Here is a 23,708-nt window from a genome sequence, read left to right as displayed (position 1 = left end):
CAGCCCGGGGCGCGGGGCTACTGGATGGTTTCGCGGGTCTCGTCGTCCATCTGCTGCGCCTCGGCCGAATAGCCGTTCACGCCGCCCTCGCCCTCGCCCTCGGGACCGTAACCGTCCTGCTGGCCTTCATTGTTATGGTAGCGCCGGCCGCCATGCTGCGGAGCGGGAGCTCCGCCACCCTGAGCCTGCTGCGCCTGGTTCATCGCGTTCAGGATGCGGAAATAATGCTCCGCATGCTGGAAATAGCCCTCGGCCATCACCCGGTCGCCGGAGCCGGTCGCGTCGCGGCCGAGCTGCAGATACTTTTCGAAAAGCTGCTGGGCGGTGCCCCGCATCCGCATGTCCGGCCCGATGGAGTCGAACACGTGATTCCGGTTCATCGGCTGGTTGCCGCCGCCACCTTGGTGACGCGGACCGCCCCCGCCGCCTCCACCACCATGGCCGCCGCCATGCCCTCCCTGACGGAAGTTCCCGCGGCCGCGCATACGCTTCATGTTCATCTGGATCTGGTTCGCACTTCCATGCTCGCGCCGCCGGCCTGCGCGAAGGTGAGGCTTGGCCCTATTCCGGGGTCCGGCTGGCGAGATGATGATCGTTGTGCCTGGCGGCGTGCCGAAGGCGATGGCCCGACCTGGACCCGGAGACTATTCCGGGGAGATGTCGGCCGAGGCTCCGGCGGACCCGCCGCGCATCTGCGCGATGGAGGCCGCAAGGCGAAGGTAGTGATCCCGGACGATTCCTCCAAATGTTTTTTTCAACCCTTTTCCTGGTCCGGCCCCAGCACCAGGGCACGGGGGATCTGGCCCAGGTCCGGCCGGCACTCCAGGGAACGAAGCCCGGCCTCGCGCATCAATGCCTCGACGGCCGGCTGCTGGCCTTGGCCCAGCTCCAGAACCGCCCTGCCCCGAGGGGCCAGCAGCCGCGGGATGGCGACAGCCAGGGCGCGGTAGGCGTCCAGCCCGTCCGGGCCGCCATCCAGGGCCAAGGCGGGCTCGTGGAGGGCGACCTCGGGCATCAGACCGGGGATGGCGGCGGTTTCGATGTAGGGCGGGTTGGAAAGGATGAGGTCGAACCGGCCCTCCAGCGCCGCGGCCCAGTCGCCGGCAAGGACCGCGACGCGATCCGCCAGGCCGTTCCGCACCGCATTGGCCCGCGCCAGGGCGGCGGCCTCCGGGCTGCGGTCCACGCCGATGCCGAAGGCGCCGGGACATTCCGAGAGCACCGCCAGCAGAAGCGCCCCGGTCCCCGTGCCGAGGTCCAGCACGCGTGACACAGCTGCACGGTCCGGGAACGCAGCCAGGGCGGCCTCCACCAGGGTCTCTGTATCCCCGCGCGGGATTAGCGTGGCGGGGGTGCTGAGCAGGTCCAGCGTCCAGAAGCCCTCATGGCCGAGCAGATAGGCCATGGGCACGTTGCGGGCCCGAGCCGCCAGGATCTCTCGGAACACGGCCTGGGCGGGGGCCGGCACCGGGGCGCGAGGGTCGCGCAGCAGGTCCTCCTGGCGGCAGCCCATAGCGTGCGAGAGAAGAAGCCGAGCCTCGAGCCGCGGCACCTCCACCGCAGCGGCGCGCAGCACCTGGCCCGCCTGGCAGAGGAAGGCGCCGACCGACTCCCCCGGTTCGCAGCGGCTCACTCGCTCTCGGCCGCGAGGCGCGCGGCCTGGTCCTCGGCCATGAGGGCGGAGAAGATCTCGTCCATCTCGCCCATCATCACCCGGTCCACCTTGTGCAGGGTCAGGCCGATGCGGTGGTCAGTCACGCGCCCCTGGGGGAAGTTGTAGGTGCGGATGCGCTCGCTGCGATCGCCCGTGCCCACCTGCCCCTTGCGATCGGCGGCGCGCGCGCCGGCCAGGGCCTGACGCTGCGCCTCGTAGATGCGCGCGCGCAGCACCTTCATGGCCTTGGCCTTGTTCTTGTGCTGCGACTTCTCTTCCTGCATCGCCACCACCGTGCCGGTCGGGATGTGGGTGATGCGGACGGCGCTGTCTGTCTTGTTGACGTGCTGCCCGCCAGCGCCGGAAGCGCGGTAGGTATCGATGCGCAGGTCGCTGTCGTTGATCTGCACATCCACCTCCTCTGCCTCCGGCAGCACCGCAACGGTGACGGTGGAGGTGTGGATACGGCCCTGCGTCTCGGTGGCGGGCACGCGCTGCACGCGATGAACGCCGCTTTCGAATTTCAGCTTCGCGAAAACGCCGCGGCCGGTGATGCTGGCGCTGGCGCCCTTGATGCCACCGGCTTCGCTCTCATCCCATTCCAGAAGTTCGAAGCGCCAGCCTTGGCTTTCCGCATAGCGCTGGTAGGCGCGGAACAGCTCCGCGGCGAAAAGCCCAGCTTCGTCACCGCCTGCCGCCGGGCGCACTTCCAGAATGGCCGAGCGCTCATCCGCCGCATCCTTCGGCAGCAGCATAATGCGGATCTCGTGCTCCAGCGCGGGCACGCGGTCGCGCTGCTCGAAGTATTCGGACTCTGCCAGCTCCCGCATCTCGGGATCCGCCATCATCGCCTCGGCATCGTCGCGCGCGCGCTCGGCGTCTCGCAGCTCCTGCACCTTCGAGACGACCGGCTCGATCTCCGACAGCTCCTTCGATAGCGTGCCGAAGCGGCTGCCATCGGCAGTGCCGAGCTCGTGCCGCAACTCCTCCGCGCGGGAGAGGAGCCGGTCCAGCTTCGCGGGAAGCGCCATCAGGAGAGCCGCGCGGCCAATTCCGCGAGCGGTACCCGCTCCTGCGTGCCGGCATCGAGATCGCGGACCTGGGCGACGCCTCCCGCCAGCTCCTCTTCACCGATGATGACGGCGGCGCGGGCGCCCAGGCGGTTGGCGCGCTCCATGCGGCGCTTCAGATTGCCCTTGTAGCCGATCTCCGCGACCAGGCCGGCGCGGCGCAGGGCCTGCACGGCATCCAGCGCGGCGCCCTCCGATGCCTCACCGACCGGGATCACCGCCACGGGGCGCGGCGCAGCTGGCGCGGCATCCAGCAGCATGGACAGGCGCTCGACGCCGGCCGCCCAGCCGACGGAAGGCGTGGGCGGGCCGCCCATCTCCTCCACCAGCCCATCATAACGGCCACCAGCCATCACGGTGCCCTGGGCGCCCAGGCGGTCCGTGACGAATTCGAAGGCAGTGTGGCTGTAGTAGTCGAGGCCGCGCACGATGCGCGGGTTCTCGCGATAGGGCACGCCGAAGCGGTCCAGGGCGCGCTTCACGCCGTTGTAGAAGCTGCCGGCGGCGTCGGTGAGATGCGCGTAGATGGTCGGCGCATCGGCCACCAGCGCTTTGTCGCCTGGATCCTTGCTGTCCAGGATGCGCAGCGGGTTCTTCTCCAGCCGCGTGCGGCTCTCCTCCGAGAGCTTGTCGGCGGAGGCGGTGAAATACGCAACCAGGGCGGCGCGGTAGGCCTCGCGGCTCGGCCCGTCGCCCAGCGTGTTGATCTCCAGCACGGAGCCGGCATCGATGCCCAATGCCTGCTGGATGTGCCAGCCGCAGGCGATCACCTCGGCATCGGCCAACGGCTCGGCCGCGCCCATCACCTCGGCGCCGATCTGGTGGAACTGGCGGTAGCGGCCCTTCTGCGGCCGCTCGTAGCGGAACATCGGGCCGGCATAGAACACCTTGCGCGGTAGGTTAATCTGGGTGAGGCCATTGGTCACCAGCGCTCGGCAGGCGCCGGCGGTGCCCTCGGGGCGCAGCGTCACGCTCTCCCCGCCGCGGTCCTCGAAGCTGTACATTTCCTTCGTCACCACATCCGAGGTCTCGCCCAGGGTGCGGGCGAAGACGCGGGTGTCCTCGAAGATCGGGGTGGCCCATTCCTCGAAGCCATAGAGGGCCGAGATGCGCCGCGCCGTGTCGATGACGTGGTGGTGGCGCCGGAACTCCTCGCCGATCAGGTCATGCGTGCCGCGCGCGGGCTGGAGGTCGGTTTTCGCCATGGTGGCGGCGGATTAGCACTGCCCGCCCCGGATGTCCCTACCCCCCGGCGCCGCTCCCGTTGCGGCATGGGCGTCCCTTCCCCTGCCCCGCCATACCCTGGTTCCTCGTCGAAGGACTGTGGGACGGCACTGAGGCCGGTCAGCCCTCCCGGAGGAGCGCGACGGCCTGGCGCAAGCGCTCCTTCGCCGCCTCGAACACCTCGGCATCCCGCTCGTCCATGGCGCCATGTCCTTCCTCGAACTCCTCCAGGAGGTCGAGGATAGCCTGCTCCATGGCTGCCAGGACCGGATGCTGGTCTTGCTCGGCCGAGGTCATTCCGCCGCCTCCACCATCGCGGCCGCAGCCTTGGCCGCCTCCTTCTCCGCCGCCAGCACAGCCGCCTTCGCCTCCACCAGCGAGACGATGTGGTCGACCATCTCGTCGCTCTTGGTGGTGTGGCTGGTCTTGCCGGCGGAGTAGACCATATGGGTCCCTGCCCCGCCGCCCGTGAGGCCGATATCGGTCATCAGCGCCTCGCCCGGCCCGTTCACCACGCAGCCGATGATGGAGAGGGTGATGGGCTGCTCGATATGGGCCAGCCGTTCCTCCAGCGCCTCCACCGTCTTGATGACGTTGAAGCCCTGCCGTGCGCAGGACGGGCAGGAGATGATTTTCACGCCCCGGTGCCGGATGCCCAACGACTTCAGGATGTCCCAGCCGACATGCACCTCCTCCTCGGGCTCGGCCGAAAGGGAGACGCGCAGCGTGTCGCCCACCCCGGCCCAGAGCAGGTTGCCGAGGCCGATGGAGGACTTCACCGTGCCGGTCCGCCGCCCGCCGGCCTCGGTAATGCCGATATGCAGCGGATGGTCGCAGGCCTCCGCCAGCTGCTGATAAGCCGCAACAGCGAGGAAGACGTCGCTCGCCTTCACGCTGATCTTGAACTCGTGGAAGTCGTTCTGCAGCAGGTGGTCGGCATGCCAGAGAGCACTCTCGACCAGCGCCTCCGGGTTCGGCTCCCCGTATTTCTCCAGCAGGTGCTTCTCCAGCGACCCGGCATTCACGCCGATGCGGATGGAGCAGCCGTAGTCCCGCGCCGCCTTCACCACCTCCTTCACCCGCTCGGCCGAGCCGATATTGCCTGGGTTGATCCGCAGGCAGGCGGCGCCGGCCTTCGCGGCCTCGATGGCGCGACGGTAGTGGAAATGGATGTCGGCGACGACCGGGACATTCACCTCCCGCACGATCTCGGCGAGGGCGGCAGTGGCTTCCTCGGTCGGGCAGGAGACGCGGACGATGTCCACCCCCGCCAACTCGGCGCGCCGGATCTGGGCGATCGTCGCCTCAGCATCCTCGGTGGGGGTGTTCGTCATCGTCTGGACGGTGATGGGCGCGTCGCCCCCCACCGGCACGTTGCCCACCATGATCTGGCGGGATTTGCGACGCTCGATCTGCTGATACGGGCGGTAGGACATGCGCGGGTCTTCCCCGAAGTGCCTCGTCGATATGGCAGCCTAGGCCATCCAGGCCAAGAGTGGCAGCCTTCCGCAGCCTAGCGGCCCGGCGCCGCGCCGCTGGCTGCCCCGGCCCCGGCGCGGGGCTGGCGGAGCTGGTCCGGGTTCAGGGCCACGTCCCGCACCACGCCGACGCGCCCGGCGAGGGCCTGGCTGGGCTGGCCATCCACCACCAGCTCCAGCCCCTGCGCCTTGCCAGTGGTCATCACCAGCCCGTCGCGCGGCACGGGGAAGCTCTCCCCGGGACGAAGCACGCGGTTCAGCACGGTCTGGCCGGATCGCGGGTCGCGGATCTGCACCCAGGATTCGTCGGTGGCCCGCAGGGTGATCCGGCTGGGTGGTTCCGCCGGCGCGGCCGGGGTGGTTGGCGCGGCCGGCGGTGCCGGAGCCGGTACCGGCCCTGTGGCCGGAAGGCCACTCGGACGCTGGGTCGGGCTGGCTGAGGCGGTGGTGGGGGGCGCGCCCGCTGGAGGCATGGCGGGCCCCGTTGGCGGGATTGCCTGCGCATTTCCGGCGGGCCCACTGGGCGGCGGCGGGGTCACGCCTGGGCGGCCGGCCCCGGCGCCCGGAGTCGCCTGACCAAGGGTCGGCGGCAGCACCGGCGCGGTATCGGTGGCCGGGAGGGACTGCGTCGCACCACGCGCCGCCTGCTCCACCCTGGCCGGTGGCGGCGGCACCTCGTCGACCATGCGGTCGGCCGAGCCGCTCCAATTCCACCAAACGGCATAGGCACCGACCATGATGATCATGCCGATCAGGATCACCACCCCGGCCGGGATGCCACGCTCCGGAACCGGCTCAGGGAAGACGAGGTCCGTGCGGCTGCGACTCGCCGGCCCGTTCTCGCGATAGCGCCGCGCCAGGTTGTCGGCATCCAGGCCAAGGGCCCGCGCATAGGTCCGCACGAAGCCGAGGGCATAGGCCGGGCCGGGCAGGTCCCGGCTGCGGCCTTCCTCGAGTGCTGCGAGATAGCGGCGGTTGATGCGGAGGTTGTCGGCCACCTCCTCCAGCGTCGCCCCGAGGGCGAGCCGGGCATCCCGAAGCTCCTCGCCCACCCGGGCCGCCTCCGCCGTCGTCATGTCGGGCTTCACCATCGGGAAAACGGAACTTCTAGGGGTGGGAAGCGCACCTCTAACGCGCCCCGTCCGGCCACGGAAGCCCCGCGCCCGGACACATTTGGGCCCCGTGGCGCGTCAAGCCGGCGCGCCTCGATCCAGCGGGCCGTGCGCGGCTAACCCCGTGCCGCCAGCGCCGCCGCTGCCTGGTCCATCAGCTGCGCCACGATCTCGGCGGCCGGGGCTTCCTGCGTGACCATGCCGACGCTCTGCCCGGCCATGAGGGAGCCGTTCTCCACATCGCCGTCGATCACCGCGCGGCGGAGCGCGCCGGCCCAGAAATGCTCGATGTCGAGTTGGGCAGCCGTCTTGTCGAGCTCACCGGTACGGTGGCGCCGGATCACCTCGCCTTGGTGCTCGAGGAAGCGCTTGGTGCCCTCGTTCTGCAGGGCCCGCACAGGGATAACCGGGAAGCGCTCGTCAAGTTGGATCGTCGGCAGCGCGTCGCGCGCGGCGCCGCGGATGAATGCTTGCTTGAACTTCGGATGGGCGATGCTCTCGGTCGCGCAGACGAAGCGCGTGCCGATCTGTGCGCCGGCGGCGCCCATCTCCAGGTAGGAGAGCAGCGCCTCGCCACGCCCGATGCCACCGGCCACGAAGACCGGCACCTCGGCAGCCATGCTCGGCAGGATCTCCTGCGCCAGCACGTTGAGCGAGACGGGGCCGATATGGCCGCCGGCCTCAGAGCCCTCGATCACCAGCGCATCGGCACCCGAGCGGACCAGCTTCTTCGCAAGCGCCAGCGCCGGCGCGAAGCAGACCACCTTGGCGCCGCCCTCCTTGGCCTTGCGGATCGCAGGCGTGGGCGGGATGCCGCCGGCAAAGACGATATGGCCGACCTTCGCCGCCAGGCACACATCGACCAGCGCATCGAGGCGCGGATGCATGGTGATGAGGTTCACGCCGAAGGGCTTGTCCGTCAGCGCCTGGGTGGCCGCGATCTCCTCGGCCAGCCTCTCCGGCTCCATAGCCCCGCAGGCGATCACCCCGAAGGCGCCGGCATTGGACAGCGCGGCGACAAGGTTGCGCTCGCTGATCCAGGACATGGCGCCACCCATGATCGCCACGCGACTGCCGAGGAAGGCGGCACCCCGCGTCATCAGCGCACCCAGCCGCGCCCGGGCATCCGCCATGGCCGGCGGGGCTTCCACGTCCATCGGCATCAGACGGGGGCGTCCAGCCCGTAGGCGGTGTGCAGGGCGCGCACCGCCAGCTCAGTATACTCGGTGCCGACCAGCACGCTGGTCTTGATCTCGCTGGTGGAGATGACCTGGATGTTGATCCCCTTCTCCGCCAGCGTCTTGAACATGGTCGCAGCCACGCCCGCATGGCTGCGCATGCCGATGCCGACGATGGAGATCTTCGTCACCTCCGGATCGGCCAGCACCTCGCTATAGCCGATCTCCGGGCGTGACTTCTCCAGCACCTCCCGCGCGCGCGGCAGGTCGGTCTTGCCGACCGTGAAGGTCATGTCCGTCGTGCCGTCGGAACCGAGGTTCTGCACGATCATGTCGACATTCACATTCGCATCGGCCAGCGGGCCGAACACGGTCGCCGCAATGCCGGGCTTGTCCGGCACCCGCCGCAGCGTGACCTTCGCCTCGTCGCGGCTATAGGCGACGCCCGTCACCAGGGGCTTTTCCACGATCTCGTCCTCGTCCACCACCAGCGAGCCAGGCTTGTCCTCGAAGGAGGACAGAACCTGAACCCGCACCTTCTGCTTCATCGCCAGCTCGACCGACCGGGTCTGCAGCACCTTGGCGCCGACCGATGCCAGTTCGAGCATCTCCTCATAGGCCACGGCGGCCAGTTTGCGCGCCCGCGGCACGATGCGCGGATCGGTCGTGTAGATGCCGTCCACGTCCGTATAGATGTCGCACCGGTCGGCACGCACGGCGGCGGCCACGGCCACGGCCGATAGGTCTGAGCCGCCGCGACCCAGCGTCGTGATCCGCTCGCGCGGGCCGATTCCCTGGAAGCCGGCGATCACCGGCACCTGGCCCTGCCCCATGCGCTCGACCAGCCGCGAGCCCTCGATCTCCTCCACCCGCGCCTTGCCATGGGCGCCATCGGTGCGGATGCCTGCCTGCCAGCCCTGCCAGGAGCGGGCATCGACGCCGATGGTCTGCAGCGCGATGGCCAGCAGACCTGTCGTCACCTGCTCGCCGGTCGCGACCACCGTGTCGTATTCCCGCGCGTCATGCAGCGGCGACAGATCGGTGCACCATTTCACCAGCTGGTTGGTGACGCCTGACATGGCGGAGACGACGACGGCCACCTCATGGCCAGCCTCCACCTCGCGCTTCACGCGGTTGGCGACGTTGCGGATACGGTCCAGGTCGGCGACGGAAGTGCCGCCGAACTTCATCACGATGCGTGCCATCAGGGTGTCGGGAACTGCCGGATCAAAAGGGGGGCGCGGGTTGCGTCCCGGCGCGGGGCGGCACAGATACCGGCCCCGGCCCCCCGGAGCAACCTGGAGGGCATCCCAGGGGGATTCCATGGCGCAAGGCACGGTGCTGGAGGGCGAGGTCGCCAAATTCGACGCGCTGGCGTCCGAATGGTGGAACCCGCGCGGCCCCATGGCCCCGCTGCATGCCATGAATCCCCTCCGCATCAGCTGGATCGCGGAGCGGATTGCCTCGGCGACCGGCCGCGATCCCGTGGCGCTGGCCGGGCTGACCCTCCTCGATGTCGGTTGCGGGGCCGGGCTGGCGTCCGAGGCGCTGGCCCGCCGGGGGGCGCGCGTCACCGGGCTGGACATGGCTCCCGAGGCCCTGGCCGCCGCCCGCGCCCATGCCAGCCAGGCGGGGCTTTCCATCGACTACCGCCAGGGCCGGCCGGAAGATCTCTCTGGGCAGTTCGACGCCGTGACGGCGCTGGAGGTAATCGAGCATGTGGCCGACCGCGACGCCTTCCTCGCCTCTCTGGCCCGCTCGGTGCGGCCGGGCGGCATGGTGTTCCTCTCCACCCTGAACCGCACGGCGCGCAGCTTCCTCTTCGCAAAACTCGGCGCCGAATACCTGCTGCGGCTGCTGCCGCGCGGCACGCATGACTGGAAGATGTTCGTCACCCCGGCCGAGCTGGGCGCCGGCCTTCGGCGCGCCGGGCTGCGGGTGACGGATGTCGCGGGGATGGTGCCCGAACCGCTTACGAGAAACTGGCGGGAAAGCCGCGACACGGCAGTGAACTACATCATGGCCGCGAGGAAGGACTGACCGGCCGCCCGATCAGGCAAACCAGGGGCGGGACAAGCCCGCCGCCTCAGCCGGACCGGAGGGCGCTACCCGTCCGCTCGCGGAACCCAGGGGATCTGGCCGATCTCGATTCCCTCGTCGGCCAGCGACTCGGCCTCCTCGGAGGTCGCCTCGCCATAGATGCCGCGCCGTTCGCTCTCGCCGCGATGCATCCGCCGCGCCTCCTCGGCGAAGTCGCGGCCGACATGGTCACAGTTCTTCTCGATCTCGGCCCGCATGCGCTGCAGCAGGGCGACGATCTGCGCCGGCATGGGGCCAGCCGTTGCGGTAGGCGCCTCGGCCGCCGGCTCGGGGGCTTCCTGCGGCGGCCTGGCAGGGGCAGGCTCCGCGCGGCCCTTGGCGATGGCAGGCGCCATCAGGTCCCGCCGCGCCCGCGTGTCGCCGCAGACGGGGCAGTCGACCATCCCGGCCGCCGCCAGCTTCTCGAAGGCGGCGCTGTCCTTGAACCACCCGTCGAAGCCGTGGTCCTGGCTGCAGCGCAATTGGTAATGGATCATCGAAGTTCTTGCGGATCCCGGAAGCATCGCTCGCCCCGTTCTGGCATTCCAACGCGCGCAGGGCCAGAGCGTCGCAACACGGAGTTCAGGCGGCCAGCAGCGGGTCCAGCTTGCCGGCGCGGTCCAACGCCGCGAGATCATCCGAGCCGCCGATCGCGCGGCCGTCGATGAAGATCTGCGGCACCGTGGTCTTACCGCCCGAGCGCTCGATCGCGGCCTTGCGGGCTTCGGAGCCATTCGGTGCGTCGATTTCCTGGAAGGCGACGCCCTTGCGCGCCAGCAACGCCTTGGCGCGCGAGCAATAGGGGCAGAAGGGGGTGGTGTAGATCTCAATTTGGGCCATGAGGGTTCATTTCGTTCACTTCGCGCGATCCTTCAAGGCAGCCCGCTGCCCGACAGGCGCGGATCGGGCACGCGCGCCACGGTCAGCAAATCCACCTGCGCGGCCCCGGTGGACAGCAGCGCGGCCGCGCAGGCCCCGGCGGTCGCGCCACTGGTCAGCACGTCATCCACCAGCAGCAGGCGGCGGCCGGCGATCCGCGACGGGGCGCGCGGCGCCACGCGGATTGCCTCCTCCATCGCGAGGTGGCGTGCCTCAGCCCCGAGGCTGCCGAGGGACGGCGTCGCCCGCACCCGCCGCAGTGCATCCGGCAGGACCGGCCGACGCGCCATCTTCCCCAGGTGCAGGGCCAGCAGGGCCGATTGGTTGTAGCGGCGTGCGAAGAGCCGCCAGCGGTGCAGCGGCACCGGCACAATCAGATCAGCCTCGGCGAGGAGAGCCGCACCGGCCCGTGCCATGTGCCGGGCCAGCGGCCGGGCAAGCTCCGTCCGGTCGCCATGCTTCAGGGGGAGCACGAGCCGTGCCAGCCCCTCGTTATAGGCAAAGGCGGCCCGCGCCCGCTCAAAGGGCGGCGGGGCGGCCAGGCAGGCGGGGCAGAGCCCATCCTCCCCCTGCCCCTCATGCTCGAAGGGGACGCCGCAATGCCGGCAGAGCGGCGGGACGATCAGGTGCAGGCCGCGAAAGCAGGTGGCGCAGACCGCGTCCTGCTCCAGCACGGGCGAGTCGCAGGACAGGCAGTGCGGCGGCAGCAGCGCGTCCAGCAGCCCGCCTGCGCCCAGCCGCGCCAGCCGTGTCGCCCCGGCCATGGCGGCCGCAATCGGCATGTTCGCCCCCGTCCCGATGCCGGATTCTAGGACCGCCGGCCGTGGCGCGGGAAGTGCCCCTGGCGGCCCGCCCCCCGCGGCGACATATGCGCAGCATGAGCGACCAGCCCCATCTCATCTTCGATCGCCCCCTGCTGCGCCGCCGCCGTGACCGTGCCGTCGCCACGCAGCACCGCGTGGCGCCGGTGATCGAGGCCGCGACGGACCGGCTGCTCGACCGGCTGGACGACACCACGCGCCGCTTCGACCGCGCCCTCGAGATCGGCGGCCGCGGCTTCGTCGTGCCGGCCCTGAAGGCGCGGGGCATCGGCTTCGTGGCCTCGATGGACCTGTCCGCCCGGCAGGCGGGGATTGCCGGAGGGATGCCCGTCGCTGGGGACGAGGAATGGCTGCCCTTCGCCGCGGGGAGTTTCGACCTGGTGGTCGCGAATTTCTGCCTGCACTGGGTGAACGACCTGCCGGGGGCCTTGAGCCAGATCCGCCGCGCCATGGCACCGGACGGGCTCTTCCTTGCCAGCCTGCCCGCTCTGGGCACGCTGCAGCCGCTGCGCGAGGCTCTCACCGCTGCCGATGCGACCTTGCGCGGCGGGGCCTCTCCCCGTGTATCGCCCTTCCCGGAGTTGCGGGACGGCGCGGCGCTGCTGCAGCGCGCCGGCTTCGCCCTGCCCGTCGCGGATATCGAGGATATAGCCCTCGCCTATCGTGATCCGCTGATGCTCCTCCGGGACCTCCAGGCGGCGGGGGAAACCAGCGCCATCTTGGCGCGTGACACGCGCACGCCGCCGCGCGCCTTGTTCCCGGCTGCTCTGTCCGCTCTTCCGGCAGGGCCGGAGGGGGTGCCCGCCACGCTGCGTCTGCTCACCCTCACCGGCTGGAGCCCGGGGCCGGACCAGCCGCGCCCCGCCCGGCGCGGCAGCGCCAATGTTCGGCTTTCCAATGCACTTGGCGTCACCGAGCGGGGAACGGGCGAAGCCCCGGGATAGAGCCGCCCTTCCGCGGCCGGAGACAGGGGTCAGGCGCCGTAGCGCAGCACCATGCCCTCGGCGCCGACGCTGACGAGATGCGCCTCGACCTCGGGCTCAGCGCCCGGCTGCGCGGCGATCCAGCTCGCATGAAGCCCCTCCAGCACCGGCCCCATCCACTCCCCGGACTCGTCCGTGGCGGTGGGCAGCACCGGCGGCGCCGCATGGGTCAGCACGAGGGCGGGACCGCCCGAATCCACGGCGATGGACACAGTCCCCCAGCGGGGGCCGGCCAGCCGCTCGTTAATCCGCGCCTCCAGCCCGGAGAGCGTGTCCTCCGGCGGGATGGGCGACAGGGCGGCGATACGGGCGCCGATGGCGCGCAGCAACACGGCACGCTCAGGGCCTTGCATATGGGCGTCCAGGGTATCCAGCAGGGCCCGGAGCAGGCCCTCCCATTCCGGACGGGGTTCGGGAGTGGAGGTCATCGGGCGCGGCGCCTCCTCACGGGTCGAAGCGATAGCGGGCATAGATCAGTCCACGCGTCTCGTTGTAATCGGCGGAACGGTCATACCGGACCGAAGCGCCGATCCGGAGCGACGGGGTGAGGGCATATTCGATGTCGGCCCGCACGCCAGCCGCCAGGGTGGTATCCCGCTGGGAGGGGTAGAAGGCGGAGACCGTAGGGTCCGCCGCCGCCGCGGCCTCCGCAACGGCCTGCATCGCGCCATTGGTGGGGAAGAGCGGACTGCGCTTCTCATGAAAGTAGTTCACGCCGATGCTGGCGCCGAGGCGATAGGCCAGGTTGCCGTTCCGCGCGCGGTAGTCGAGCGGGATGGAAGCGTTCACATAGGTCTGCGGGCTGAAATACCCGCCATGGCCGAGTGTGAAGAGGCGCAGGTTCTTGTCATAGGCGAAGTAGTTGAGGTCTAGGCCGGTGACGAGCTCCTCGTCAGCCGTGCGGAAGATCGCTTGGCTGACGCCGGCATTCACCTGCCACCGGCTGTTGTCGGCGACATTGTTGCCGGTGATGGAGGAGTAGCCGGCGCCGACATAGGCACCCGTGTTGCCGGAGTAATACTCGTACTGGCCATAGGCCGTGTCGCGGACGACGCCGCCGAAGGAACGGCCCGAAGCCCGGTCGCGCATGCCCGACCAGGAGAGCAGGCTGTCTGTCACCGAGCGCCGCTCCGCCCGCAGGCGGATCTGCGAGGTCTCCGACAAGCGCGGCACCACCTCGATGCCGCCGAGAATGTTCTGCTCCCGGAAGCCAAGCGGCGTGGAGCCGAGATCCACCGTCACGCCGCTGCGCGCATAGGCGATCCCGAGACCGACACCGGCCGCGGTACTGTCCCGAGGCGCCAGCGAGGCCAAGGGGAGGCTGGGGCCGCCAGGCCGGGTAAGCTCCACGGCGTTCGTCCCGAAGCGGCGCAGATTGGCGACCGAAGGATCGAGCCGCCCTGCATCGATCGTCACCGCATGGACGCGCGCACTCAGCTCGCCGCCGACCCCCGGCAGAGGCATCGCGGCCTCGGCACCACCGCCATATTCGGTCAGCCGCTCCAACCCGCCAATTCCCGAGCGCGCCCGGAAGGCGAAGTTCGGCACGACGCGGCCGGAGACCTGTTCATTCACCTCGGCGAGCTGCCTGCCGATTTCGCTCAGCAGCGGATCCTCCGAGGCACGGAGCTGGCTCGGGGTCACGCCGCCCGCCCCGGCGCTCGCCGGGTTGGCATCCAGCGGCACGAAGGACGAGCCCTGCCCGTCCCCGGCAAGCATGGTGCGGCTCCGCGACGCGGCTGGTGCCATCGCATAGGTCCCGCCGCCATTGATCTGCGCGCGCCGCTGGTCTGCCGCGAGCCGCAGCGCCGTCTGCGCGCGACGGCCATCGCCCGAGAGGCGGGCCAGCCGCGCCTCCACCACCGAGACGCGCGGGTCGCTGGCATTCAGAAGCCGGCCCTCGGCCAGCATCATCTCGGCCGCATTCAGGTCGCGCTGCGCCAGAGCAGCCTCGATTGCGCCGACACGAGCCTCGGCATTGCGCGGGTCGCGCTGCAGCACGGCCTCCGCAATGCGCCGAGCCACGCGCGGGTCGCGCGCCCCCTGATAGAGGCGCGCCGGCTCGGCTTCGATCGGCACGGGCCGCGCCACCGGTTCCGGCGCGGCGGCAAGCTGGGCCGGGGCGGAGAGGTTCAGCAGGAAGGCCATCTGCCGGCGCTGCGCGGCCGGCAGAGTTGCGTCGGAGGTCAGGGTCCCAAGCAGGCTGGCGGCCTCACGCTCCATGCCTCCATCGGAAAGCGCGCCCGCCAGGGCGATCCGAACGGGAACGGACCCGCCACCATTCGCGGCCAGGGTCAGGCGCAGCGCCTCGGCCGCGCCCTCGCGGTCGCCCGCGCGGGCCAGGGCGCGCACCACGCGCAACCCCGCCTGGCCGGTCGGGTCAGGACGCGCGGCCAGGGCGAGCAGCGCACGACGCGCCTCAGCCGGCGCGGCGCCGGCCAGCTCGGCCATTTCCGCCTGCCAGCGAAGGCTGCGCAGAAGGCGGGACTGGTCGGCACTGCGTATCCGCGCCGGGATGCGCTCCAGGGCACGGAGCCCATCCGAAACCCGCCCATCTTCCTCGGCGATCAGCGCGATGGCCTGGGCAGCTTCTGCGGCCGGAGCTGCTGTCAGCGCCTCATCAATCACCGCCCGCGCCTCTCCTGCCCGGCCCTGCCGGGCAAGCAGGCGCGCAAGGTCCAGCCGAGCCCAAGCGCTGCCGGGTGTGGCTGCCAGCGCATAGCGGAGCAGGCGCAGCGCCGCCTCGGGATCCTCGGTGCGGCCCGCCTCCGCACGCAATGCATCGGCCTCAGCCGAGCCACCGCGCGCGATCTGGTGGGACAGGGAGGCGGCCTCGGCAATGCGCCCCTGGCGGCGGAAGCTTTCCAGCAGGCCCTGCTGGGCCGCCGAAAGAGCCGGCCGGCGATAGAGGGCGGCGCGGAAGCGGCTCTCAGCCTCCTCAGCCTCACCCCGGCGAAGGGCGATCTCGCCAAGGATCACCTCGGCCTCGGCCTGGCGCGGCGTGTCGCGCCGTGCGGCGCGGAGCAACAGCCCCTCGGCTGCATCCATCTCGCCCTGCGCCATCCGGCGCCGCCCCTCGGCCAACTCCGTGGCGAAGGAGGCAGCATCCAGAGCTGAGGACCAGCGGCCCGCCTCACCGTTCGCGGCACGCGCGAGAAGGTCCCGGGCCTCGGTCGGACGCCCCTGCCGCAGCCGGGCAAGGCCGAGCCCCCCCAGCGCCGCGGCGTCGTTCGGGTCACGGGTCAGCACCGCCTCGAAGAGCTTCGCCGCCTGAGCCAGATCACCGGCCTCGAGCGCCTGCATCCCCGGGGAGGCCTGCGCCGGGCCCTGGACCGCCCCATCGGGAAGGGCCTGTCCCGGAACCACCCTGCCAGCCTGTGACAGTGCCGGTACAACAGCCCCGAGAGCCGCGACTGTCGCGGCAGCGGCCAGGAGACGGTTTCTCAAGGAGTTCATGAACGGATCCTCAGCCGGCGTACGGCACGCCGGCGCAGTGTCCAGTAGAGCGGGATGGCGATAACCAGCGCCGCGACGATCAGCAGGCCCAGCATGAGATCCGGCCGCGTCGTCAGGTAGCGCTGGGGCAGCAGGGTGATGGGAAGGCTGCCCACCCCGTAGTTCCGGGAGACTTTGAAGGACTCCACCCGCCCGTTCACCAGATGCGCCACGTCGCCCTGGATGCGCGGCTGCATGTCTGGATCGCGAAGCGCGCCGACCATGGACTCCATGCCTTGCGGGCTGGAACCCGTCAGCGCGATGACCGACCGCTCGGAGTTCAGCGGGCTCTGGAAGCCAATCAGCATCCCGCTCCCTTCTCCGCCGGTGCCGCCCAGCGTGGCGGTCAGCCGCTCGCGGTCCAGCCGGCGGTCGTCGGAGATGAAGATGTTGCGGAAGCTGTCCAGCGCATCCGGCAGGGCCACGCTGATGCGATTGCCCTCGACCGTAATCGGCCCATCCCGCAGCAGGGCGGACAGGGCCGGCTGGCGGTTGAGCGCGCCGACCACGATCAGGTCACGCGCGGCAACCGCCTCCACGCCGCCTGGCCGGACGACGTCGATCCGCGTCGCGGGATAGCCGACGATGGCGGACAGGCGCCCGATGAGATTCAGGGTAGAGGAAATCTCCAGCGCGCTCGCACGATCCGGCAGGACCACGGCCGTGGAGGAGAGGTCGGCCATCTTCGTATAGGGAAAGCCGCTGCCAACAAAATAGGCGAGGTTCGGCAGCTCGGTGTAGCGGTAGGCCGCCGAGAGATCGATCGTGCTGTCCGGATCGATCGAGGAGCGGATATCGCCCGGCGTGCTGACGCAGTCGCCACGGTGCAGCGGCCGCAGGTCAAAGCGGAACTGCAGCTCGTTCAGGCCGAAGACTAAGTAGGGCGGCAGCCCCACCTCGCCCTGCCCGCGATCGGCGCCGGTCGTGCTGCCCACCTGGCGGTAGACCCAATTCCAGGGCCAGCCAGCCTCGCCTTCCCGCAGCGGGAAGGACTTCAGGTACACGTCGTTCAGCGCGGCGTCGAGGCGCGAGACGGCGAGGTCCATGATCGGGCCAGGAGGGGCACGGAAGCGCACGTCCACGGGCAGGTTGCGGTCGCGGAAGGTGTAGAGGTCCGGCGCCGTGCGGAAGGGCACGGAAACCGGGCCCGGCGCATAGCCGTAGGACTGCAGCTCCGAAGGATCGACCAGCTCGCCGAAGCGGACCGGGCGGTCATTGCGGATCCAGCGCGGGGCATCATAGGGCTGGCGTGCGGGAAGTTCGTTCACCTGCACCGTTGCCGTCTCGCCCGAGAGGCCTTCCTTGCCGGTCGCCAGCACCTGCGCGGCCACGGCCGCCTCGGCACCCGAGCGGCCGCCGACGAGCAGCAGCACGGCATTCGCGTCGTTCGGATTCGGGATGATGGCGAGGGTCGGCCCATCCATCCGCGGCAGGGCGAGGCCCGGCAGGGAATCCGAGCCGGTCGCGATGACGATGGCATTGCCGCGCGAGGGCACGACGGAGCTCACCGGGAAGCTTGAGCCGCGGTAATCCGCCTGCACGGCGAACCAGGACGACGCGATGATCGAGGCCCGCACGGCATCGTTGCCGGCGCCGTCCGCCATAACCACCGGCAGCACCAGCGGCTCGCGCAGCAGGCGCGGATCGAAGAAGGGCTCCGGCAGGCGGGCAAGGTCGCGCGTCAGCGGCAGGCGCTCAAGCGTGAGCTGCAGTGTCGAGAGGTCGGAGACCGTCGACCAGAGTAGGCCCGAGAGAGGGTCGTTGCATTCAACCGCATAGCGGCCGGTAAAGCGCACGTTCAACCGGTTGCTGTCGGCGAAGAAGACGGGGTTGATCTGGAATTCCAATGGACCGAAGGCCGGGCGCGCACGGTCCGGAGTAATCGTGCCGACAAACTGCTCGTTGATCGTGATGGCGATCTGCGACAGCTCGGGGATCAGCGCGGGGCTGGTCGCGCCCTGCAGCGTCAGCTTCGCGCCCGTCACCACCTCATCCGAGCGGATGCCAAACAGGATGCCCTGCAGGTCGGCCAGGCCGCGCAACTGCATCGGGCTACGCAAGCCCAGCTGGCGCAGGGTCCGCGTCTCGGTGCGGGAGCCGGCGCCCGGCGGACGATCCGCGCCGAAGGTCATGGGGGTGGAAGGCGCGACTGGCACGGGCGCCGGCACAGCAACCGGTGCGGCAACGGGCGACGGCGCATAGTGCGGGAGGCCACCGGGCTGGGGCGTCGGCGCATATTGCGGCAGCGCCCCCGGCAGCGGCGCCGGCGCGAATTGCGGCAGGGCAACTGGCGCCTGCACCGCAGCCGGTGCGGCCGGAGCCGCCCCCGGGAGCGGCGGCGGCGAGAAGGCACTGCCCTGGCCGGCAGATCCCGAATTTCCGAAGCTTAGATTCCTGGAACCCTGGGAGAGCGCAGGCGGCGGTGGAGGCGCCTGGTTACGTGGCGCCTGCGCCTGGGCCGCGAGCGGCAGGCCGACGCCGAGCGTGAGCAGGACGGCGGCGGAGCGGCGCAGGCGCTCGGCCGCGCGGCGCTGCGCCGCCTCGACGCCACGCGGAACGATGCCGGCGGTGGCGACCGGCGGGGCGGCGCGCGGCGCCTGCGCCCGGGCCACCCGGGCGGCTGCCTGGCGGCGGGCACGGCGGGCGCGCAGGGAGAACTGGCTGTCGCCGCGGAACAGGCCGCCGATGCTGCGGACCACTTCGCCCAGCGAGCGAAGCGGCCGGTCGTGGCGGACGTCGTCCCAGTCCACCCATGCATCTGCGCGGCCGAGCACCACGCGGGTGATGTTTCCCTCGTCCCGCATGTCCTGAGGTGCGAAGCGCACCTGGAGACGTCCGTCCTGCCAGCGCAGGGCTTCGGCGGGGATCGCGACGCGTTCCGGACCCAAGTCGATCTCCAATGTCACGAATGCATTATCCAGAAGACCGTCCGGTCGCGGCACGGCCACGGCGGCACCGCCCAGCGAGACGTCCAAAGTCTGGCCCGGGACCAGCCGGCCGTCCGGCAGGGCGACGCCCACCGGCATGACGGCACCGACGCGGGCACGCTCGCGCACCTGCCGCCGCTCGCGCCCGACGGCGAGGCCCGCCATAACCATCAGCAGGGAGAGCACGACCCAGAATGAGTTGAGGGCACAGGCCTGGAACTCCAGCGATTCCAGCGGGTTCGCTGCCATGCCGTAGATGCCGGAGAGAAGGCCGAGCACCAGGATGATCGCGAGGATGAAGTTCGGCCCGGTCGCGCGGAGGTCGAAGTAACCTTCCTCCAGCGTGCCGCCCTTGTCCGTGACGTTGAACTTGCCCCGCTTCGGATCGAACAGCGTCGTCAGCACCACTGGCAGCAGGTAGAGCGCGAGCACAGTCTCGTAGATCTCCGACCAGAAGGAGTGGCGGACCTTCGCCTGGAGCTTCGAATTGGTGAGAACCGCGTGCACCACATGCGGACCCGCATAGGCGACGATCGCAAGCGGCGAGGCGGCGATGATGTTCTGCGCGAAGAGCAGATAGGCCAGCGGCGCCGTGAGGAAGACGAAGCGCGGCACCGGAAAAAGGAAGTGCCACATCGAAGCCACGTAGCAGAGACGCTGCGTGATGGTGAGCCCCGGCCCAAGCAGCGGATTCTCCACCCGGAAGATCTGCACCATCCCGCGCGCCCAGCGCATGCGCTGGCCGATATGCGCGATCAGGCGGTCCGTCGCGAGGCCCGCAGCCAGCGGCAGCCGCAGATAGGCCGTGCGCCAGCCCAGCCGCTGCATCTTGAGGCTGGCATGGCAGTCCTCGGTCACCGTCTCCGTCGGCACGCCGCCGACCTGCTCCAGCGCCACGCGCCGGATCACGGCGCAGGAACCGCAGAAAAAGGCAGCGTTCCAGAGGTCGTTGCCCTGCTGGATCAGGCCGTAAAAGAGCAATCCCTCATTCGGAACGCGCGTGCCCGAGGCCAGGTTCCGCTCGAACGGATCGGGCGAGTAGAAGTGGTGCGGCGTCTGCACCATGGCGAGGCCGGCATCGCGCACCATCCAGCCCATGGTCATCTGCAGGAAGGCACGGGTGGCGACGTGATCGCAGTCGAAGATCACCACATATTCGCCATCGGTCTTCGACAGCGCGTGGTTGATGTTGCCGGCCTTTGCGCCCTTGTTGTCGGGGCGGATCATGTAGCCGCAGCCCACCTGGGCACAGAAGTCGCGGAACTCCTCGCGCCGGCCGTCGTCCAGCAGCACCACGTTCATCTTGTGGCGCGGCCAGTCCATCGCCATTGCGGCAAAGACGGTCGGCTTCACCACCTCCAGCGGCTCATTGTAGGTCGGGATGAAGATGTCGACGGTCGGCCAATCCTCCGGATCCTCCGGCAGCGGCGCCGGACGGCGATCGAGCGGCCAGAGCGACTGCAGGTAGGACAGAAGCAGCGCGATGATGGCATAGATCTCGGCGAGCAGCAGGCCGGTGCCGAGGAAGGTCGACCAGAAGCTCGTGTAGTCGAGCGTGTCTGTGATGCGCCAGTAGATGTAGCGCGTGGAGATCACGCCAGAGAGCAGCGACAGGAAAACGAGCGAGCCCTTCCCCGGAACCAGCGAGCAGATCGAGAAGACGAGCAGACAGCCGACAGCAACCCAGGCCTGCTGCTCCGCCTCAAGCGGTGCGACGATGAAGGGCAAAGCCAGCATGAAGCCCAGCAGCACGGCCGCACGGCCGAGCCAGATGCTGCCCCCGAGGGAGCGGCGCAAGCGTCTCATCGGCTCGCCTCCAGGGTCGACAACTGCGGGATTGGCATGGACTCGCCGGCCGCCAGCGGCGCACCGGGCCGTTCCATGGTGGCGGGCGGTGGAAGCGCGGACGCGATCAGCCGCGCCACCCCGCTGAGATCGGCGGCCGCGCGACTCTCCGGCGCATGGTCGAGCAGCAGGCGCTGGCAGGCCAAGCTTTCGGCCACTGTCTCCTCGCGGCTCATCGCGCCAAGCATGCGGAAGCCCAGGTGCCGCGCCACCGCCTCGGCCGAGGCACGCGATAGGCGGGAGGCGAGGTCGACGCCATTCAGCACCACGCGCAGCCGCCCCGCCAGCAACGCTGCCATGGTGCCGGTGCCGGTGCCGAGGAAGCGGCCGCTTTCGATGTCCGGCACCAGGGCGGCACTAATCGCCTCCGCCTGCAGCACGCCGATCACCATCGTCGCCATCGGCGCCAGCTGGGCCAGCGCCTGGGACGGGCCGGGCGGGAGATCCGCCATCACCACCAGGTTCGGCTCGGCCAGCATCTCCCGGAGCGGCGCCCCCAGCAACTCAGGATCGCGATCAAGCGCCACAGCGAGGTCCAGCGCACCGCGGAGGTCCAGGGCGCCATGGGGGAGCAGCAGCACGCCCGAGGATGTCTGCCGCAGATGCTGGCGCCAGTCGCCGTCCCTCTGCAGCAGCCCGGCCATGAAGCCAGACCTGTCGGTCAGCGGCACGCCGAAATGCAGGCGGAGGGCGTTCTGAGAGTCCAGGTCGACAGCCAGCACCCGGTAGCCCAGGCGCTGCACCGCGTCGGCAAGGTTTGCAGTCAGCGTGGTCTTTCCGACGCCGCCCTTGGGCGACGCGAAGCAGATAAGCGGCACAGCGGGGCTCCTGAACTCAGGCGGCAGTTCGAGCGAAACGGACGCCAGCGGCGACGCGGCGCAACAGTTCCGAGAGGGCGATGTCGACGCGTGCGGCCGGCCAGTGCCGAGGCGAGGGCTCCGCCGCCGTGCCGCGCATGGCATCCCCCAGCGCATCCAGGAGTGAGAAATGCGCAGCGGTGGGCGCCACCGAGGCACCGACCAGCGCGTCCAGCAGCGTTGACCCCGTGCTCCCCCCGAGCCGTGCCGGCGGCCAGCCCGAGGCGGTTTCAAGCAGGGACGGCACCACCAGCCTGGCGGCGCGCGGCGCGGCTGCGGTGACAGGCACAGGCTGCGGCGCGGGCCCGGCGGGCGGCGGGCCGAGCAAGACCTGAAGAAGGTTGGAGTCCGGGGCATCGTAGCGGGCCGGCTCAGGCTGAGGTGCCGAGGGAACCGGCGCAGGCATCACGACTGCGCGGTGCGCCACGGGGGCGACCGGCACCGGCGCCGGCCGTATCGGGGCAGCCAGCCCGGACGGAGCCCCAACCGAGGGAGCGACAATCGGAGGAGCCGGAGCAGGATCGATGAGGGGCGGAGCCATGACCGCCGCCATCACGGGAGGAGCCGAGGTCGGCAGGGGCGGCTGATACGCGGGCTCGGCCGCTGCTGCAGAAACGTAAGAGTGGCTCGGCGGCGCCTCCACCGGCATCCGCTCCGCCGGTTTGGCTTGCGGGGCGGCATAGGGCTGCGGGGCGACGGGCGCCGGTTCCACGAAGGCTCCGCGCGCCGGCTCTTCCGGAAGCGGGGCTTCGCCCCCGAGCACCGTGTCCGCTGAAAGACTGCTTACTCCGGCCAAGGCATCCCCCAGGATGCTGAAGGCTGAGTCCTCGGCGGGCGGGGGCGCAGGCGGCGGGTTGCGGACAGGTTCGTTGCCGAAGCTGCGATATCTCAGGGAGGGGGAGCGGAGGGCCGCTGCCATCCTCGCCACATCCGTGTCCTGACCCATCACAGCACTCCCCCAGCCCCAGCGGGGAACGAATCCCTCGAGACCCGCAGAGCCTATCTTAATTTTGGGGCAATCTTAAACCTTTTAGATAACCCTCCCGCGCTCGGAGGCTCCCATACGCGTGAGCATCATCAGTGCTGTGTCATAATAGTCACGTTCTCCAACGGATTGTTCTACCTGGCGGTCCCAGCGACCGCCGCGCTCGGCGGCAACGAAGCGGGCGATCTCCGTAACGCCGGCCCCGGCGGCATAGGGCGAGACAGTGTCCGTGGAGAGATCGGCCCAGGCCGGGATCTGGCGGAGGGTGGCGTCGGACCAGAAGTTCAGCGGGCCGGCAACGGCCGCCTCATCAGCGAGCCCTGCCCAGGCCAGCCAGAGGGGCACCCGCACCGCGTCATAGGAGAAGCGCGCCGGCCATCCCTCAGCTGGCGAGACTCGGCCATCGAGCCGGGCGACGGAAAGCCAGTCCGGCGAAAGCCCCCAGCGCCCGAAGCGCGCGGCACGCAGCAGGCGAAGCCCATCGCCAGCCATGCGGAGCCAAGCGGGGTCGGGCACTGCCTCGGCGAGGGTCGCGATGGCCGGGTAGGAATAATAGGAAGGGTTGATCACCACATGGGTGCGGTGCTCGAAGCCCCGCGCCCCGGGAAGCAGAACGATGCTGCCACCGGCACGCCGCACCAGCAGGCGGAGCACGTCGCGAGCGACGGCCGTTCCCTCCTCCGTCAGGGCGGGATCGGACCAGCGCCGGCCGCCGCGCAGCAGGGCGCTGGCGATGAAGAGGTCGCCATCGGTCGCGTTGTTGGTGTCCTGCACGGCCGGCCGCCGATCTGGCCGCCAGCGCCATGCATGCAGATGGTCCGTTCCTCGGCGGAGGTTACGGCGGGTCCAGACCAGCATCTGGTCGAAGGCGGCCCGGTCGTCGTGGTGCTCGGCCAGGGTCAGGCCCCAGCCCTGGCCCTCAGAATGGGACTGGTTGTTGTTGCCGTTGTCGATCACGCGCCCCTCGGGCGCGAGGAAGCGGGACTTAAACGCCGTCCAGTCACGCGCGGCCTCAGCGGCACGCGCCCGGCTGCTTTGGGACAAAGCAACGGCTCCGCAGCCCAGGAGGCCCAGCGCCGTGCGGCGCGGGATGAAGATCGGCATTCGTGCAGCCTGCAGTA

At 70.3% G+C, this 23,708-nt stretch carries 20 protein-coding genes; 2 read left to right on the top strand and 18 right to left on the bottom strand.

The features are described from left to right. Positions 1-17: 17 nt before the first annotated feature. The 9 genes from GSE44_RS21930 to GSE44_RS21890 form a co-directional block, all read right to left on the bottom strand. The gene (locus GSE44_RS21930) at positions 18-500 is read right to left on the bottom strand and encodes a DUF4167 domain-containing protein (protein ID WP_159350975.1); all 483 of its coding nucleotides are present in this window, start codon (positions 498-500) and stop codon (positions 18-20) included. A 254-nt stretch (positions 501-754) separates the two neighbouring features. Beyond that, complete coding sequence (gene prmC / locus GSE44_RS21925) at positions 755-1,633, bottom strand: peptide chain release factor N(5)-glutamine methyltransferase (protein ID WP_159350974.1); 879 nt, start codon at positions 1,631-1,633, stop codon at positions 755-757. After that, positions 1,630-2,685, bottom strand: a complete 1,056-nt coding sequence (gene prfA / locus GSE44_RS21920) for a peptide chain release factor 1 (protein WP_159350973.1) — start codon at positions 2,683-2,685, stop codon at positions 1,630-1,632. Before prfA ends, prmC begins: the two co-directional genes overlap by 4 nt. After that, on the bottom strand, positions 2,685-3,929 hold the full coding sequence (gene hisS, locus GSE44_RS21915) for a histidine--tRNA ligase (RefSeq protein WP_159350972.1): 1,245 nt from the start codon (positions 3,927-3,929) through the stop codon (positions 2,685-2,687). The genes prfA and hisS overlap by 1 nt, the downstream gene beginning before the upstream one ends. A 139-nt stretch (positions 3,930-4,068) precedes the next feature. Next, positions 4,069-4,245, bottom strand: a complete 177-nt coding sequence (locus GSE44_RS21910) for a hypothetical protein (RefSeq protein WP_159350971.1) — start codon at positions 4,243-4,245, stop codon at positions 4,069-4,071. Next, complete coding sequence (gene ispG / locus GSE44_RS21905) at positions 4,242-5,384, bottom strand: flavodoxin-dependent (E)-4-hydroxy-3-methylbut-2-enyl-diphosphate synthase (protein WP_159350970.1); 1,143 nt, start codon at positions 5,382-5,384, stop codon at positions 4,242-4,244. The genes GSE44_RS21910 and ispG overlap by 4 nt, the downstream gene beginning before the upstream one ends. 77 nt (positions 5,385-5,461) lie before the next feature. Beyond that, positions 5,462-6,517, bottom strand: coding sequence for a helix-turn-helix domain-containing protein (locus GSE44_RS21900; protein ID WP_235925055.1), 1,056 nt, complete (start codon positions 6,515-6,517; stop codon positions 5,462-5,464). 137 nt (positions 6,518-6,654) lie between these two features. Further along, positions 6,655-7,701 (bottom strand): NAD(P)H-dependent flavin oxidoreductase, encoded by a 1,047-nt coding sequence (locus GSE44_RS21895; protein WP_159350968.1) that lies wholly within the window; start codon positions 7,699-7,701, stop codon positions 6,655-6,657. Next, on the bottom strand, positions 7,701-8,921 hold the full coding sequence (locus GSE44_RS21890) for an aspartate kinase (RefSeq protein ID WP_159350967.1): 1,221 nt from the start codon (positions 8,919-8,921) through the stop codon (positions 7,701-7,703). Before GSE44_RS21890 ends, GSE44_RS21895 begins: the two co-directional genes overlap by 1 nt. Before the next feature lie 118 nt (positions 8,922-9,039). Between GSE44_RS21890 and ubiG the strand changes: the two genes are divergently transcribed. Beyond that, positions 9,040-9,756 (top strand): bifunctional 2-polyprenyl-6-hydroxyphenol methylase/3-demethylubiquinol 3-O-methyltransferase UbiG, encoded by a 717-nt coding sequence (gene ubiG / locus GSE44_RS21885; protein WP_159350966.1) that lies wholly within the window; start codon positions 9,040-9,042, stop codon positions 9,754-9,756. 65 nt (positions 9,757-9,821) lie between these two features. On the opposite strand, the gene GSE44_RS21880 is transcribed toward ubiG, so the two are convergent. The 3 genes from GSE44_RS21880 to GSE44_RS21870 form a co-directional block, all read right to left on the bottom strand. Continuing rightward, positions 9,822-10,292, bottom strand: coding sequence for a DUF1178 family protein (locus GSE44_RS21880; protein ID WP_159350965.1), 471 nt, complete (start codon positions 10,290-10,292; stop codon positions 9,822-9,824). An 85-nt stretch (positions 10,293-10,377) separates the two neighbouring features. Beyond that, the gene (grxC, locus tag GSE44_RS21875; protein WP_159350964.1) at positions 10,378-10,635 is read right to left on the bottom strand and encodes a glutaredoxin 3; all 258 of its coding nucleotides are present in this window, start codon (positions 10,633-10,635) and stop codon (positions 10,378-10,380) included. 32 nt (positions 10,636-10,667) lie between these two features. Continuing rightward, positions 10,668-11,456 carry a ComF family protein gene (locus GSE44_RS21870; RefSeq protein ID WP_235925053.1) on the bottom strand — a complete coding sequence of 263 codons (789 nt, stop codon included), beginning with the start codon at positions 11,454-11,456 and terminating at the stop codon, positions 10,668-10,670. 86 nt (positions 11,457-11,542) lie between these two features. Here GSE44_RS21870 and GSE44_RS21865 point away from each other — a divergent pair, with 86 nt between their 5' ends. Next, on the top strand, positions 11,543-12,439 hold the full coding sequence (locus GSE44_RS21865) for a methyltransferase domain-containing protein (RefSeq protein ID WP_159350963.1): 897 nt from the start codon (positions 11,543-11,545) through the stop codon (positions 12,437-12,439). Between the two features lie 29 nt (positions 12,440-12,468). Here the strand turns inward: GSE44_RS21865 and bcsD are convergent, their stop codons facing one another. The 6 genes from bcsD to GSE44_RS21835 form a co-directional block, all read right to left on the bottom strand. After that, entirely contained in the window at positions 12,469-12,906 is a 438-nt protein-coding gene (gene bcsD, locus GSE44_RS21860) for a cellulose biosynthesis protein BcsD (RefSeq protein ID WP_159350962.1), read from the bottom strand. A 16-nt stretch (positions 12,907-12,922) separates the two neighbouring features. Further along, positions 12,923-15,934: a cellulose biosynthesis protein BcsC gene (locus GSE44_RS21855; protein ID WP_159350961.1), complete on the bottom strand. Its 3,012-nt coding sequence runs from the start codon at positions 15,932-15,934 to the stop codon at positions 12,923-12,925. After that, positions 15,931-20,706 carry a UDP-forming cellulose synthase catalytic subunit gene (gene bcsA / locus GSE44_RS21850; protein ID WP_159350960.1) on the bottom strand — a complete coding sequence of 1,592 codons (4,776 nt, stop codon included), beginning with the start codon at positions 20,704-20,706 and terminating at the stop codon, positions 15,931-15,933. The genes GSE44_RS21855 and bcsA overlap by 4 nt, the downstream gene beginning before the upstream one ends. After that, positions 20,703-21,563: a cellulose synthase operon protein YhjQ/BcsQ gene (locus GSE44_RS21845; protein WP_159350959.1), complete on the bottom strand. Its 861-nt coding sequence runs from the start codon at positions 21,561-21,563 to the stop codon at positions 20,703-20,705. The genes bcsA and GSE44_RS21845 overlap by 4 nt, the downstream gene beginning before the upstream one ends. 16 nt (positions 21,564-21,579) lie before the next feature. Further along, entirely contained in the window at positions 21,580-22,008 is a 429-nt protein-coding gene (locus tag GSE44_RS21840; protein ID WP_159350958.1) for a hypothetical protein, read from the bottom strand. Positions 22,009-22,632: 624 nt separating this feature from the next. Beyond that, positions 22,633-23,691, bottom strand: a complete 1,059-nt coding sequence (locus tag GSE44_RS21835; RefSeq protein ID WP_159350957.1) for a glycosyl hydrolase family 8 — start codon at positions 23,689-23,691, stop codon at positions 22,633-22,635. Positions 23,692-23,708 lie beyond the last annotated feature (17 nt).

Source organism: Muricoccus harenae, from assembly GCF_009848505.1.
Classification (GTDB): Bacteria; Pseudomonadota; Alphaproteobacteria; order Acetobacterales; family Acetobacteraceae; genus Roseomonas; species Roseomonas harenae.
Note: the sequence above shows the minus strand (reverse complement) of the source record. Positions and strands in the feature narration are given on the sequence as shown.

Excerpts from the sequence above, each read along its gene's own strand:
- GSE44_RS21930 (WP_159350975.1), bottom strand. The coding sequence starts at position 500 with ATGAACATGAAGCGTATGCGCGGCCGCGGGAACTTCCGTCAGGGAGGG.
- prfA (WP_159350973.1), bottom strand. The coding sequence starts at position 2,685 with ATGGCGCTTCCCGCGAAGCTGGACCGGCTCCTCTCCCGCGCGGAGGAG.
- hisS (WP_159350972.1), bottom strand. The coding sequence starts at position 3,929 with ATGGCGAAAACCGACCTCCAGCCCGCGCGCGGCACGCATGACCTGATC.
- GSE44_RS21910 (WP_159350971.1), bottom strand. The coding sequence starts at position 4,245 with ATGACCTCGGCCGAGCAAGACCAGCATCCGGTCCTGGCAGCCATGGAG.
- ispG (WP_159350970.1), bottom strand. The coding sequence starts at position 5,384 with ATGTCCTACCGCCCGTATCAGCAGATCGAGCGTCGCAAATCCCGCCAG.
- GSE44_RS21900 (WP_235925055.1), bottom strand. The coding sequence starts at position 6,517 with ATGGTGAAGCCCGACATGACGACGGCGGAGGCGGCCCGGGTGGGCGAG.
- GSE44_RS21895 (WP_159350968.1), bottom strand. The coding sequence starts at position 7,701 with ATGCCGATGGACGTGGAAGCCCCGCCGGCCATGGCGGATGCCCGGGCG.
- GSE44_RS21890 (WP_159350967.1), bottom strand. The coding sequence starts at position 8,921 with ATGGCACGCATCGTGATGAAGTTCGGCGGCACTTCCGTCGCCGACCTG.
- ubiG (WP_159350966.1), top strand. The coding sequence starts at position 9,040 with ATGGCGCAAGGCACGGTGCTGGAGGGCGAGGTCGCCAAATTCGACGCG.
- GSE44_RS21880 (WP_159350965.1), bottom strand. The coding sequence starts at position 10,292 with ATGATCCATTACCAATTGCGCTGCAGCCAGGACCACGGCTTCGACGGG.
- grxC (WP_159350964.1), bottom strand. The coding sequence starts at position 10,635 with ATGGCCCAAATTGAGATCTACACCACCCCCTTCTGCCCCTATTGCTCG.
- GSE44_RS21870 (WP_235925053.1), bottom strand. The coding sequence starts at position 11,456 with ATGCCGATTGCGGCCGCCATGGCCGGGGCGACACGGCTGGCGCGGCTG.
- GSE44_RS21865 (WP_159350963.1), top strand. The coding sequence starts at position 11,543 with ATGCGCAGCATGAGCGACCAGCCCCATCTCATCTTCGATCGCCCCCTG.
- bcsD (WP_159350962.1), bottom strand. The coding sequence starts at position 12,906 with ATGACCTCCACTCCCGAACCCCGTCCGGAATGGGAGGGCCTGCTCCGG.
- GSE44_RS21855 (WP_159350961.1), bottom strand. The coding sequence starts at position 15,934 with ATGAACTCCTTGAGAAACCGTCTCCTGGCCGCTGCCGCGACAGTCGCG.
- bcsA (WP_159350960.1), bottom strand. The coding sequence starts at position 20,706 with ATGAGACGCTTGCGCCGCTCCCTCGGGGGCAGCATCTGGCTCGGCCGT.
- GSE44_RS21840 (WP_159350958.1), bottom strand. The coding sequence starts at position 22,008 with ATGCCTGCGCCGGTTCCCTCGGCACCTCAGCCTGAGCCGGCCCGCTAC.
- GSE44_RS21835 (WP_159350957.1), bottom strand. The coding sequence starts at position 23,691 with ATGCCGATCTTCATCCCGCGCCGCACGGCGCTGGGCCTCCTGGGCTGC.